Source organism: Ferviditalea candida, from assembly GCF_035282765.1.
Lineage (GTDB): Bacteria > Bacillota > Bacilli > Paenibacillales > KCTC-25726 > Ferviditalea > Ferviditalea candida.
In genome coordinates, this window is record NZ_JAYJLD010000013.1 from 15,307 (window position 1) to 28,181 (window position 12,875).

Here is a 12,875-nt window from a genome sequence, read left to right on the forward strand (position 1 = left end):
TACGTTTTTGGACTTTTTTTCAATATTCAAGTCCGAGTACAGCCGGAACTCCTTCATTATAGTAATGCTTGACAGCCTGAATTTCAGACACAAGATCGGCCTTCTCGATAATTTCCGGCCTTGCGTTCCGGCCGGTCAATACAAGATGCAGGTGTTTGGGCCGGCGCTCGATCAGTTCCACAACTTCGGCCACCGGAAGAATATCGGCTACCGGAAATCGTTCAATCGCCAACGCATTGTTGATTTCATCGAGAATCACGACGTCCCAAGGCCCATGCATCGTTTCCTCCTTGGCTGTCTCCCATGCTGTTCGCAAAGCTTCGCGATGCTCCTCCGGAGTTTTGGTCCAAGTGAAGCCGGCGCCGAGCTGGCGCATCTCGACACCGATTTTGCGCAGGGAGATCTGCTCTCCATAAGTTCGCTGTGAAGATTTGATAAACTGCAGCACGAGCACTTTGCAGCCCCGTCCGGCGGCGCGAACGGCAAGGCCGATGGCGGCGGTCGTTTTTCCTTTGCCGTCTCCCGTGTAAACGAGCGTGTACCCTTTCCGGTTCGTCGTTGGTTTAGCGCGCTCCATTGCTTCCCCTCCTTGTTCGACCATAAGCCGCACACCGGTCGATAAACCGGCGCACCGCGTTTACGTTCGAGGCGAAATGAACGTGCGTGTACCCCGCCGTAACCGCAAAATCGCAGTAACCGTCGTAACCGGCTCCCCGCAATCCCTTGGTCTCATAGGCATGCGGGTACTCATCGGTTTCTGCGGTCAGGACGGAATAGTGGAATTCATGTCCTCTCATCGTCTCCCCTTCGGCAAGCAGCAGATTGTCCCGCACCGCTTTTACCTCACGGTATCCGAGCGCAGCCAGCTTCGTCTGCATGCAGACATGCGCCGGAATCAATCCGACCATATCGTGAGCGACGCCGGAACGGTCCGTAATGGAGCGGGTCAAATACATGTATCCGCCGCATTCCGCAAATACCGGCAGCCCCGCTTCAATCTTGGCTTTTAAATATTCGTTTACCTGTTTCTGGGCAGATAGTTCTGCGGCAAATTCTTCGGGAAATCCTCCGCCTATGTACACGCCGTCCGCATCCTCCGGTACCTTTTCTCCGGCAAGCGGGCTGAACGTGCATAGGTTGGCGCCGAACAATTCGAGCAACTCAAGATTTTCCGGATAGTAAAAGTTAAAGGCGGCGTCTTTAGCCACAGCAATGGTTGGCCTTGTTTCTTCATGAGGCTCCTGCCGCACGAACTGGCGGGTTGCGGGCCACGCAAGCGGTGCGGCGTCGTGGGCCAGTGTCAACACCGCCTTGAGATCAATGCCGTGTTCGATCATATCTGCGGCACTGCTGAACAGCGGACCCAACTCGCCGCGTTCGATGGCGGGCATCAGACCGAGATGGCGTTCAGGTATCTGAATATCTTCACTGCGGCCCAGCCAGCCCATAACGGGCACACCGCATTCTTGTTCGATCGCGGCTTTGACGATATGGTAATGTCCGGCGCTGCCGCATTTATTTACGATAACACCGCCGATCCGCACGCCGTCGTTCAATTTCTGAAAACCAAGCACCACAGCCGCTGCGCTTCTCGCCATGCTTTGAACGTTCACGACAAGCAGCACGGGGCTCTCCAGCAAAGCGGCAATTTCCGCCGTCGATCCTGTATCCGACAAGGGATCTTTCCCGTCATTGAGGCCCATAACCCCCTCCACGATGGAAATGTCCGCTCCTTCCGATCCGCGCAAAAAGATTTCCTTCATCGTATCAAACGGCAGCATCCACGTGTCCAAATTGCGGGACAATCGGCCGGTAACCGCCGTATGGTAGGACGGATCGATATAGTCCGGGCCGCATTTAAATCCTTGGATGTTCATTCCTCGGCGTTTGAGCGCAGCCATCAAGCCGATCGTCACCGTCGTCTTGCCCGCGCCGCTGCCAGTGCCTGCAATCACGATACGGGGTCTGCGCGCGTTCATACCTTTGCCTCCCTATGAAGTTTTTTGGGGACACGGGCAATGGAAATGGTGACGTTGCCGCTCTTTTTCTTCTCGAGCAGCCAATCATCGGCCATGCTCGATAATCGCGCGGCAGGTTCGCTCACTCCGTAAGCGCCGGTATATTTGAATACCGTTTTCGACGGATTGCGCAGCGGAATCGCGTTTAGCTGTTCGGGCGTATAGGTTTCCAAGTTCCATTTGTATTTGCTGCATACGTCCAAAATCCCCTGTTCATCCTTTTTCAAGTCAATGGTGGCGATGTTTCGCACACTTTTAACGGACAATTTCAATTCAGCCAAGGTATCCACAATCACGCGCTCAATTTCATCAGCCGGCGTACCGCGATTGCATCCAATGCCCAACACAAGCGTTTTCGGCCGGTACAGCACCCCGTTGCGAAGCAGAGCAGTTTCTTCTTCGGGTAGAAGCAGGCGGTCCGTTACAACGAGCGCCGCATCGAATTCGGTCTTCATTGCTTGCTGTACATCCGGATAAACCCGGATATGCTCCGGCAGCGGCTTATCGTATGGCCACCAAGCGGTCTCCCCCACCTCCTGCACGACTGCGATGCGCTCTTCGTTGACGACGGATGCGCTGACAGGGGTCGCTTTGTCGAAGCTTTCGATCTCCCAACCGAAGCTGCGTCCGAACAGATCAACCGGAATCGTTTGTTGCACATCCGAAGCTGTGGTAATGACGGGACGCGCGCCAAGTATGTTCGCAACTTCCCGGGTGAGCTCGTTTGCCCCGCCCAGATGACCCGACAGCACGCTGATGGCATGCTCTCCGCGGTCATCAATGACTACCACGGCCGGGTCTTTTTTCTTATCCTCCAGAATCGGGGCGATCATGCGAACGACAGCACCGAGCGAAATAAACAGAATGATTCCGTTATAGCGTTTGAACAAATCAGGCAAAATCAGCTTTACCGAGCCCTCGAACAGCTGAAAGCCCTTTTCGGTTTCGTCTCCGCGGACAAATTTGCTCATGTAAAACAGGTCGGTTCCCGCAAGTTGTTCTGCCAGCCGGCGGGCCATTTCCACTCCATGCTTGGTGATCGCCACCACGGCAAACGGCTTACTCATGAGAAGCCACTCCCTTGCGGTAACCATGGGTAAACGTCTTATCGTACAGCTTGGAACGGTGTTCGTCCCGATCGACAAGCGACGGATCGAGCGCCCAACCGACCAAAATCATCGCGTGCATTCGGATACCCGCTTCTCTAAGGTCATCATCCAAATTTCGAAGGGTCGTTCGCACGATTTTTTGATCCGGCCAGGTCGCTCTTTGTACGACGGCAACCGGGGCATCTTCCGACCAACCGGCTTCGAGAAATTCTTTGACCACCTTCTTAGCCAACGTTGCGCTAAGATAGAGGGCCACCGTGCAGTGGTGGGATGCCAAATCGCGCAATTGTTCACGGTCAGGCACCGGTGTGCGTCCTTCCGCACGCGTCAAGATGACCGTTTGCGTGAGATCCGGCACAGTCAATTCCGCCCCGAGCACCGCCGCCGCAGCGAAAACAGAGCTGACGCCGGGCACGATCTCGTATTCGACGTTTTGCGACTTCAGCAGCACCATTTGCTCCAAAATAGCGCCATACACGGACGGATCGCCCGTATGCACGCGTGCGACCGATTTCCCTGCGCGAACGGCGTTAACCATCAGTTCGGCCATTTGCTCCAGATCCATGCCGGAGCTTTGCAACACTTCCGCATGATCCGCGGCACGTTGGACAAGCTCCTCGCTCACGAGCGAGTCGGTATACAGCACGACGTCTGCATTTCGCAATATGTTCAAGCCTTTGACCGTGATGAGATCAGGGTCGCCCGGGCCGGCGCCAATGATATACACTTTCGGCTCAAGCTGCATTATTTTCTCACCACCATCAGAGTCAAATATTCAAGCTCTTGCCCCTTCAATTCACGAACATCACGCCAAATCAATTCCTGGGGCGAAGTCACTTTCGTGACAACGGACGCTTTTTCCGTCAAATTCAGTTCCTCCAAAATTTCAATCATCATATCGAGCACCTTCGCCACTTTGATGAATACGATAGCGTCATGCGCCTCGATCGCCAGTTTCATCGCCTGCCGATCTCCGTTGGCCGGCACAATCGCCACCTGCTCGTCCCCGTCCGCTAAAGGGAGGTCCAGACGCGCGGCGGCGCCAAGCACTGATGAAATGCCGGGAACCGAGCGGACAGGCACTTCGGGATGCACCTCTTGCATAAGACGCGCCATGTGAATAAACGTGCTGTAAAGGTTCGGGTCTCCCTCCGTGACAAAAGCGATATCCTTGCCCGCCTGCAGATGCCGCCAGCAAGCATCCACCGTTTTGGACCATTCCTGGTCCAAGGTCGCTCGATCCTTCGTCATCGGAAACACGAGGCCAAGCATCTCTTTGCCGGACGTGTCCACATAGAGCTCAACAATTTCCAGCGCATACGATTTGGCGCCCATCCGTTTCTTCGGGTATGCAATGACCGGACATTCCTTGAGCATGCGAAACGCTTTGACAGTAATAAGCTCCGGATCGCCTGGTCCGACACCTACTCCGTACAGCGTTCCCAATGTTATCGCTGTAGACGTCATCAGCTATTCTCCCTCCTCTCCATTTTCCGTTTTCGTCTGGCGGAACCCGGTGATGATATAGACGGGATTCAACCCTTCGAAACGGGTCATATCTAAAATCGGTTTGCTGCGCCCGATCTGAACGAGCGAAATCCGTGCCGCGAATCCTTCCCCGAGCAAAGCCGCCTTGCTTTCCGCCAGCGTTTCGATCGTTGCAGCATTGATGACAATCCGGCCGTCCTCCTTGAGACGCGAACAGCAAATTCGAATCAGCTCGCGCAGTTCTCCGCCGCTCCCCCCAATAAACACCGCATCCGGATCGGGGATATCCTGCAGCCCTTCGGGCGCCTTTGCCCGGATCGCCGTGATGTCGGCGCGAAACTTGCGGCGGTTTTGCTCAATGTTGCCCATATCGGCTTCATTTTTTTCGATGGCGAACACTTGCCCGTACGGAGCCAATTTGGCACACTCCACGGCAACCGAACCGGAACCCGCGCCAATATCCCAAACCACGCTGTCCGGCTTTAACTTCAATTCCGACAGGCTGAGTACGCGCACTTCCTTTTTCGTGATGAGCCCTTTGTCCGGCTTCCTCTGATAAAACTCCTCATCCTCGAAGCCGAAGCCGTGGCGCGGACTGGGGGCATCGGCCCTGCGCCGCAGAATGACGATGTTAAGCGGTGAAAAAGTACCGGACGCCATGTCCTCAAGGGTCCAGAACCCGTACCGCTCGTCTTTGCCGCCAAGGTTTTCGGCGACAAAGGCCTCATATTCATCCATGCCAAACTCCAGCAAGTAACGGGCAATGACGTTAGGATTGGTTTCATCGTCCGTCAAGAGGGCGATCTTCCTTTTTCCGTCAATCCGCTGCGCCAACCCGCGGATGGATCGCCCGTGCACACTTTCAAGCTCGGCATCGTGCCAGGTATCGCCCAACTTGGCAAACACCAGCTGCAGCGAGCTTAAATGCGGATGGATGTTCACCGCCTGCGAGCCCATTTTTTTTGCGATAAAACCGGCAATGCCGTAAAACAGCGGATCGCCGGACGCCAGCACAACGATGCGGCGGCTCTCGCGAAGCCGGGCCAACTCGTCTACAGTTCGGACAAGTCCCCCCTTCAACACCATTCGCTCCGCCGGATGTTCGGGAAACATCGCCAGATGCCGTTCCCCGCCGACAAGGATTTCCGCTTCACGCACCAAGTTGAGGCTCCTCTCGTTCAGCCCCGGCGGACCGTCGTCGCCAATACCGATAATGTGTATTCGGTTATGCACGGATTTCCGACCTCCCCAATGTTTCACCTTTCATCGAAACGAGCACCGTTTCCACCTTCACTCCACCGCCGATATGCTCCAAAGCGTGTTGACAAACGTATTTGCTCAATACATCGAAAAACCTCGGCTCGCCCGCTTCAATCGCCAAATCGGCCGCATGAGACGCCGTATTCGCCTCGGCGATCAACGCTTGCAAATGCGAAGAAGCACCCGCTTCACCGGCTGCCCGGGCCAAAAACGCAAAATCAACCGGAGCGCTTTTGGAATGAACCATCATGATGCCCTGCGCAACTTTTGAAAACTTTCCCATCATCCCGACCAGGCTGATCGTCTCCATGCCAAGACGCTTGGCGTGCTGCAGGGTAAAGCCGACGAAATCGCCCATTTGAATGAACGCCTCTTCGCTCAGGTCAGGATACATGCACATCGCATACTTTTCGCTGCTGCCTCCCGTCGTCAGCACCACGTGCTTGCAACCGGACGCTTTCGCCACTTGCAGCGCCTGAATGACGCTGGCCTTGTAGGCTGCGGTGGAGAACGGTACGACGATGCCGCGCGTACCGAGGATGGAAATGCCGCCGACAATGCCGAGTCGGGCATTCAGCGTCTTTTTGGCGATTTCCTCCCCATCCGGTACGGAGATAACCACTTTAACGCCGCGCCGGATTTCGTGTTCTTCCAGCACCGCTTCGACCGCCTTCACGACCATGCGCCGCGGCACCGGGTTGATGGCCGCCTCGCCTACCTTGACGGGAAGTCCCGGCTTTGTCACACGCCCGACACCAACACCGCCGTCGAGCTCAATCCCTATGCCGTCCTTCCAGAAGGCGGCGGCAACGATTTTCGCTTTGTGGGTCGCGTCCGGGTCATCGCCCGCATCCTTGATGGTGGCGCATTGCGCCATATCCCGCGTAAATTCGCATTCAATCAGTTCGAACGTATGCGCAAAACCGGCCGGCAGCCAAACCTCCGCTTCGTGAACGGACTGTTGGCTGATCAGCATGGTGACCGCTCCTTTAGCGGCGGCTGTCGCGCAGGCGCCGGTCGTAAATCCGTGCTTCATCGGTTTAGACTCTTGTTCCTCTTGCCAATCGCTCACTTCGCCACCTCTTTAGTTGCGTTTGTCCGCAAGCAGAGACAGTGCATTGACCGCGGCTACCACGATGGTGCTGCCACCCTTGCGCCCGATATTCGTGATGAACGGCACATCGAGCCTGCGCAGCTCATCCTTGGATTCTGCCGCCGACACAAAACCGACAGGCATCCCGATGATGAGACTCGGTTTGGCGAGTCCCTCCTTTACCATCCGGATGAGCTCAAGCAGCGCAGTCGGCGCATTGCCGATCGCATAGATGCCCCCTTCGGCTTCGCGAGCCGCCTTGCGCATCGAAATGATAGCCCGGGTCGTATTCAGACGTTTTGCTTCTTCGACCACATCCGGATCGGAGATGTAGACATGCACGCCGCCGCCATATTTTCGTATCCGATCCTTGCTGATGCCCACCTGCACCATTTGCACATCCGCCACAATCTTCTCGCCGCTGCGGATAGAAGCAATGCCTGCTTCAATCGCTTTCGGATGAAAGACAAGGCTGCGGCCGAGCTCGAAATCCGCCGACGCGTGGATAACCCTTTGCACCACCGGGTACTGTTCCTCCGTAAAAGGATGCGGGCCCAACTCATCGGTAATGATTTGAAAGCTTTTGTCCTCGATTTCCTGAGGCTGAGTGGTGAGCGGTTTAAAGTCCGTTTTAAAATCCATGGTGAACCCTCCTTTGCATTCGAACAAATTTCTACTGAACCAGTATCTTTCCTAATTCTTTCAAAATATCCTCATAAGCGCTGAAAACAGTACCGAACTCGATTTCCGGACGAGAGATCAATATCACATCAATGCCCATGTTCAGCGCCGTTTCAACCTTTTCGTCGACGGCCCCTGTCTTGCCGCTTTCTTTTGAAACCATGACCGTTGTCCCGTACTGGCGGTAAAGCGCTTCGTTCATCTCGCGTGTAAACGGGCCCTGCATGGCGATAATATTTTTTTGCTCGATGCCGAGCTCCTCGCACTTTTCCATGTTGTCGCGCCGAGGCAGCATCCGCGCAACAAGCCGGATATCCGCATCGCCGATCAAATGCTTGGCGAAAATGTGCAGCGTTTTGCTTCCTGTCGTCAGCATCACGGAGCCTTTGCGCCGTTTCGCCTCCAATGCCGCTTCCTCATAACCGGACACAACCGTTAGACGGGAGTGATTCCCATAGATCACAGAAGCGCGTTCAAATCGGATGTAGGGAATCCCGGTCCCTCGGGCCGCTTGCATCGCATTCCTGTGCGCTTCTTCGGCGAACGGGTGACTGGCGTCGACAACCGCCCGAAATCCACCGTTCTGCAGCAACGCTTTCATCTCTCCCTCAGTCAAACGTCCGACGCGAACAGGCAGTCCTTCGTCCTGCAAGCTTTTGGCCGCGCTGTCGGAAACTACCGAGCAAAGCGTTTCGAAACCGCAAGCCTTTATGCTGATGGCCAGATCTCTGGCATCGCTGGTTCCGCAGAGCATGAAAATTATTGGCTTCTCCTCCCTCCATGATGTCCGTGATGGTGGTCATGATGACGGTCGTGTTCGTGATGATGGTGATGTTCATGGTGATGATCATGATGGTGAATGTGTTCGTGATCGTGATGGTGGTGATGCTCATGGAGCGCTGCTGCTTCCATCCGATACTGGCACATGTCGCAATTCATAAAAGCCCGTCCTTCAACCGCTTCGCCGACACGATCGAGCAGAAGCTCGACAAGCTGCGGATGGAAACCGAAATAGTCTCCCAAGACAATCTGTATATCCGGGTGAATCGAGGCAAATTCAGCCGTCATCCGCTCAATTCGTTTGATCAATATACCGGTAAACAAAAAATAAGGGAGCACATAGATGGTTTTCGCCCCAAGCCGCATACACCGTTCTAGCCCTTCCTCAAAGGAGGGCTCGGTAACGCCGATAAAGCAGCTTTCGACCCATTTGACAGGCACTTGCTCCCAAAACAAACGGGACATTTTATAAAAATCGCTGTTCGCATCCCCGTCGCTGCTTCCCCGTCCCAGCAGCAAAACCGCCGTATCCGGTTGACGCGCTCCTTCTACAAGCGAAGTGGAAAATCCAGCTTCAGCAAGGCGGCTTTTCAGAATGTCCATCACCTTCTGATGAATGCCGATCGGCCGCCCATAAACGAAATGTACGTGCGGATACTGGAGTCTAGCCTGATCAACGGCGGCGGGAATGTGCAGCTTTGCATGACCGGCAGCAAACAAAATAATAGGAACAAGCACGACTCTAGTCGCCCCTAGCTCCACACAACGGTCAATTCCCTGCTCGATAGTCGGTTCGGCAAATTCCAAAAAGGACGTCTCTATCACAAACTGAGGCGCCGTCCGTCGCACCAATTCGGCAAATTCCAGCAACTCCAGATTACCCTCCGGATCACGGCTGCCGTGACCCACCAACAAGATCACTTCCATAATGGCATTCTCCTCTTCATTAACTTCCGCATACGCCGTCCACGGCGATCTGCGGAGCATGCTCCCGATGTTGAAAACCAGCCACGCTGCCGACCCGTTTGAAAAATTTATGGAACCTTTCATTCGGGTGAGCTTGTTCAGCATACTGGCGGAAAATCCGTTCCACCGTCGGCACGATCTGTTCGGCGGGAATGCCTTCAGCCACAAGTTGGGCCGGATGCGCATTGCGGCCGGTTTTTTTTCCGCCAAGGAATAAATCATACGCTCCCTTTCGGAAAATGATCCCGACGTCTTCCAATGCCGCTCCGTAGCACGCCATCGCGCAGCCGTTCAATCCGACCATAAATTCCTTCGGTGTTTTCAGCCCTCCCATCCGCAGATTCAACTGCTCGGCTACCGGAATCGCCTCACCCTTTTCCAAATTGCAAAAGTCGCACGCCTTAATTTGGACCACATCGCCAATCGGAAATACCAGCAATTTCTCGGATTTCAGCCGGGACACAATTTCCGACGGTTCGTCTGTCGGCACGCGTAAAATGATCTGGTGATGCGGCGTATATTCCATCTCGCCCGATTCTCCCGCCAGTTCCGCCAGCGCAGTCATTTGTCGAGCGCTGAATTTTTTGCTGGCAATCCCTGGCGCTACACCCACTTCAAAGATAGAGATTTGCATTTTTTGCGCGGGCACTTGATCGCCTGAAATGTAGCCGCCAGATATGATGCCTTTGGTCTCCAGCGTGCGCAAAGCTTCAAGCGCCAGGGCAGCTGGGTTCAGTTCAAAAGCATCTGTCTGTTGCGGCAGGGTGTTTTCAGGAGAAATCACCGCATTGAGCGACCACGGCTCGGCTTCCACTTGAAGCCGTTCGTGCAGCTCCAACTGCTGCTCTAACGCATCCAGCGTATATTTCCGCTGATAACCGCGAGGTGTGACCATCTTGCCATGATAAACAAAAGTCGCGGAATTTCCGATGATGACCGTCGTCAGCATGCCGATATCGTGGTCCAGCATACGCCCAAGCGTCGTTAAAACAACCTGCTCGCGATCGCGATATGCGCTTTTGACCAGTCCCACCGGTGTCTCCGGCGAGCGGTAATTCAACAAAATGCGCTGCGTCTCGACGATTTGCCGGGTGCGCCTTCCGCTCCTAGGGTTATAAAGGGCGATAACAAAATCACCCGATGCAGCCGCTTCGACGCGACGCGCGATCACATCCCACGGCGTCAGATGATCGCTCAAGCTGATCGTACACGCGTCGTGCATTACCGGCGCTCCTAGCAGCGACGCGCAGGAATTAATTGCGGAAATCCCCGGGATGACTTCAATTTCCACTCCTGTTTCCGGATCCCACTGCTTCTCGATCAACACTTCGTATACAAGACCGGCCATCCCGTATACGCCTGAATCCCCGCTGGAAATGACAGCCACCTTTTTGCCTTTTTCCGCTTGACGCACCGCTTCCTGGGCACGGCTCACCTCTTCCGTCATCCCTGTACGGACAACTTCCTGATTCGTTAACAATCCGCGGATCAGATCAACGTATGTATTGTAACCGATCACGACCTCGCTTTCTTCGATTGCTTGCCTTGCCCGCTCCGTTATGTGTTCAAAAGCCCCGGGCCCGAATCCGATAACGAGCAGCTTGCCTTTTGCTTCTCTCATATTGCCACCTCCAAGCAATTATTTCCTTCCCCACTCCTCGGTGAAAATCAATTCCTCCAAAGCCAGCCTACTTCTCCAACCCGCCGTTTCCAGAATGGGCCGTTCGGGAAAATGCTCGGTATACCCGATAGACAAGAGAGCAACGGGTTCGATATGCGGCGGAATGCCCAATATGTGGCGAACATCTTGTTTTTTATAAAAGCTGACCCACCCGACCGCCAAGCCTTCCGCCCTTGCCGCAAGCCATAAATTTTGTATCGCGCAGGCAACGGAAGCGAGGTCCGTTTCGGGTATCGAATTGCGTCCAAGAACGTGCAGGCCGCCGCGTGTAGGGTCCAGCGTCACGCAGAGGGTAATCGGCGCTTCCGTAAGCGCTTCAATTTTCAGCTTTGCGAACTTCTCCGCCTGTTCTCCCTCGTAATGGATAAGCAGCGCACGACGTTCCTTGTCAGCCGCCTGTTTCAACCTAAGCTTGGTCAACTCCGAAGTAATTAAAATAAAATTCCACGGCTGCATGAAGCCAACCGACGGCGCATGATGAGCGGCACGCAGCAACCGCATGAGCAACTCGTCCGAGACAGGGTCAGATTTGAACGAGCGGATGTCTCGCCGCTGCTCGATAGCTTTGTAAACGCCCGCTTTCTCCGCCGCTGAGAAAGCATGGGTCGAAGCTGCTGCGAGAGCCGGATCGGCTAATTTTCTCGCTTCTGTTTTCTGATAAATAGAGGCTCGCGACTCAGCAAACGAAGGCATGCTGTATTCCTCCAGCTCCGGTGCGGGACCGGGAAGGCCAAGGTCGTCAAACGTGGCCATTTCATGCGCAATCCGGATCGCCGATTCAAGGACGGGAAAAGCCAGCGCCGCACCGGATCCTTCGCCAAGACGCATCCCAAGGTGAAGAATCGGCTGGAGGCCAAGCTCATCAAGTATAATCCGATGCGCAGGCTCAACGGATAAATGGGAGGCGATCATGTAATCGCGGCAGCGAGGCTCGATGCGGCACGCCGCCAGAGCGGCCGCTCCGGTAATGACACCATCGATCACAACAGCCAATCTGCGGGAAGCGGCGCCGAGAATAACGCCGACGAGCCCGGCGATTTCAAGTCCTCCCACTTTTGCGATGACATCGATCGCATCAATGGGGTTCGGGTGATTAACACGAATTGCCCGCTCAATCACTTCCATCTTGGCAACAAGCCCCGCATCATGGATGCCGGTTCCTTTGCCGGTCAACTCCGGAACGGGACGCCCTGTGAATACCGCTGTCATGGCACTGCTCGGCGTCGTATTGCCGATTCCCATTTCACCGAGTCCAATCGCGTTGAACCCCTCATCCGCAAGAGAAATCGCCATCTCGATGCCAATGCCGATCGCTTCCGCCGCCTCCTGTTTCGTCATGGCCGGACCTTTAGCAATATTGCCTGCACCGCTGCGTATCTTGCGTGCAATGATGCCTTGCGGTGTTTCCGACAAATAACTGCCGATGTCAACGACGCGGACCGCGGCCCCAATTTGCCGGGCCAACACATTGACAGCCGCCCCGCCTCGAACAAAATTGCCCATCATCAGGCCCGTGACTTCCGCAGGATATGCGCTGACGCCTTCCTCGGTCACGCCATGATCGCCGCACATGACGACGATCGCTTTCCGTTCAATTTTCAGAAGCGGCGATCCCTGTATGCCAGCCAGCTGAACTGCGATATCTTCAAGCTCTCCCAAACTGCCAAGCGGCTTGGTCAAATTGTTCAGGCGCATCCGCATCAGCCGCATTGCACTTATGTCGAGTCGTTCGATACGGTTTAACACTTTAAGCAATGTTTCCATAACTATGCTCCTTCCTTTCAAACAGACGATAAAAC

General features: G+C 54.9%; 12 protein-coding genes. All 12 read right to left on the minus strand.

Annotation, left to right across the window (positions count from 1 at the left end):
* Positions 1 to 19 precede the first annotated feature (19 nt).
* The 12 genes from VF724_RS10420 to cobT are packed head-to-tail and all read right to left on the minus strand — an operon-like array spanning position 20 to position 12,840.
* Positions 20 to 577, minus strand: coding sequence for a cob(I)yrinic acid a,c-diamide adenosyltransferase (locus VF724_RS10420; protein WP_371754184.1), 558 nt, complete (start codon positions 575 to 577; stop codon positions 20 to 22).
* Complete coding sequence (locus VF724_RS10425; RefSeq protein WP_371754185.1) at positions 564 to 1,979, minus strand: cobyrinic acid a,c-diamide synthase CobB; 1,416 nt, start codon at positions 1,977 to 1,979, stop codon at positions 564 to 566. Before VF724_RS10425 ends, VF724_RS10420 begins: the two co-directional genes overlap by 14 nt.
* Positions 1,976 to 3,085, minus strand: a complete 1,110-nt coding sequence (locus tag VF724_RS10430; protein WP_371754186.1) for a cobalt-precorrin 5A hydrolase — start codon at positions 3,083 to 3,085, stop codon at positions 1,976 to 1,978. Before VF724_RS10430 ends, VF724_RS10425 begins: the two co-directional genes overlap by 4 nt.
* Positions 3,078 to 3,872, minus strand: coding sequence for a precorrin-4 C(11)-methyltransferase (cobM, locus tag VF724_RS10435; protein ID WP_371754187.1), 795 nt, complete (start codon positions 3,870 to 3,872; stop codon positions 3,078 to 3,080). Before cobM ends, VF724_RS10430 begins: the two co-directional genes overlap by 8 nt.
* Positions 3,872 to 4,594, minus strand: a complete 723-nt coding sequence (cobI, locus tag VF724_RS10440) for a precorrin-2 C(20)-methyltransferase (RefSeq protein WP_371754188.1) — start codon at positions 4,592 to 4,594, stop codon at positions 3,872 to 3,874. The genes cobM and cobI overlap by 1 nt, the downstream gene beginning before the upstream one ends.
* A gap of 3 nt (positions 4,595 to 4,597) precedes the next feature.
* Positions 4,598 to 5,848: a precorrin-6y C5,15-methyltransferase (decarboxylating) subunit CbiE gene (cbiE, locus tag VF724_RS10445; RefSeq protein WP_371754189.1), complete on the minus strand. Its 1,251-nt coding sequence runs from the start codon at positions 5,846 to 5,848 to the stop codon at positions 4,598 to 4,600.
* On the minus strand, positions 5,841 to 6,947 hold the full coding sequence (locus VF724_RS10450; protein WP_371754190.1) for a cobalt-precorrin-5B (C(1))-methyltransferase: 1,107 nt from the start codon (positions 6,945 to 6,947) through the stop codon (positions 5,841 to 5,843). Before VF724_RS10450 ends, cbiE begins: the two co-directional genes overlap by 8 nt.
* Positions 6,948 to 6,959: 12 nt before the next feature.
* On the minus strand, positions 6,960 to 7,610 hold the full coding sequence (locus VF724_RS10455; RefSeq protein WP_371754191.1) for a precorrin-8X methylmutase: 651 nt from the start codon (positions 7,608 to 7,610) through the stop codon (positions 6,960 to 6,962).
* A 31-nt stretch (positions 7,611 to 7,641) separates the two neighbouring features.
* On the minus strand, positions 7,642 to 8,412 hold the full coding sequence (gene cobK, locus VF724_RS10460; RefSeq protein ID WP_371754253.1) for a precorrin-6A reductase: 771 nt from the start codon (positions 8,410 to 8,412) through the stop codon (positions 7,642 to 7,644).
* Positions 8,409 to 9,356 (minus strand): sirohydrochlorin chelatase, encoded by a 948-nt coding sequence (locus tag VF724_RS10465; protein WP_371754192.1) that lies wholly within the window; start codon positions 9,354 to 9,356, stop codon positions 8,409 to 8,411. The genes cobK and VF724_RS10465 overlap by 4 nt, the downstream gene beginning before the upstream one ends.
* Before the next feature lie 19 nt (positions 9,357 to 9,375).
* Positions 9,376 to 11,016: a precorrin-3B C(17)-methyltransferase gene (gene cobJ / locus VF724_RS10470; RefSeq protein ID WP_371754193.1), complete on the minus strand. Its 1,641-nt coding sequence runs from the start codon at positions 11,014 to 11,016 to the stop codon at positions 9,376 to 9,378.
* Between the two features lie 18 nt (positions 11,017 to 11,034).
* Complete coding sequence (gene cobT, locus VF724_RS10475) at positions 11,035 to 12,840, minus strand: nicotinate-nucleotide--dimethylbenzimidazole phosphoribosyltransferase (RefSeq protein WP_371754194.1); 1,806 nt, start codon at positions 12,838 to 12,840, stop codon at positions 11,035 to 11,037.
* Positions 12,841 to 12,875: the final 35 nt, after the last annotated feature.

Excerpts from the sequence above, each read along its gene's own strand:
- cobM (WP_371754187.1), bottom strand. The coding sequence starts at position 3,872 with ATGCAGCTTGAGCCGAAAGTGTATATCATTGGCGCCGGCCCGGGCGAC.
- VF724_RS10425 (WP_371754185.1), bottom strand. The coding sequence starts at position 1,979 with ATGAACGCGCGCAGACCCCGTATCGTGATTGCAGGCACTGGCAGCGGC.
- cobT (WP_371754194.1), bottom strand. The coding sequence starts at position 12,840 with ATGGAAACATTGCTTAAAGTGTTAAACCGTATCGAACGACTCGACATA.
- VF724_RS10465 (WP_371754192.1), bottom strand. The coding sequence starts at position 9,356 with ATGGAAGTGATCTTGTTGGTGGGTCACGGCAGCCGTGATCCGGAGGGT.
- VF724_RS10455 (WP_371754191.1), bottom strand. The coding sequence starts at position 7,610 with ATGGATTTTAAAACGGACTTTAAACCGCTCACCACTCAGCCTCAGGAA.
- VF724_RS10430 (WP_371754186.1), bottom strand. The coding sequence starts at position 3,085 with ATGAGTAAGCCGTTTGCCGTGGTGGCGATCACCAAGCATGGAGTGGAA.
- cobI (WP_371754188.1), bottom strand. The coding sequence starts at position 4,594 with ATGACGTCTACAGCGATAACATTGGGAACGCTGTACGGAGTAGGTGTC.
- cobJ (WP_371754193.1), bottom strand. The coding sequence starts at position 11,016 with ATGAGAGAAGCAAAAGGCAAGCTGCTCGTTATCGGATTCGGGCCCGGG.
- VF724_RS10420 (WP_371754184.1), bottom strand. The coding sequence starts at position 577 with ATGGAGCGCGCTAAACCAACGACGAACCGGAAAGGGTACACGCTCGTT.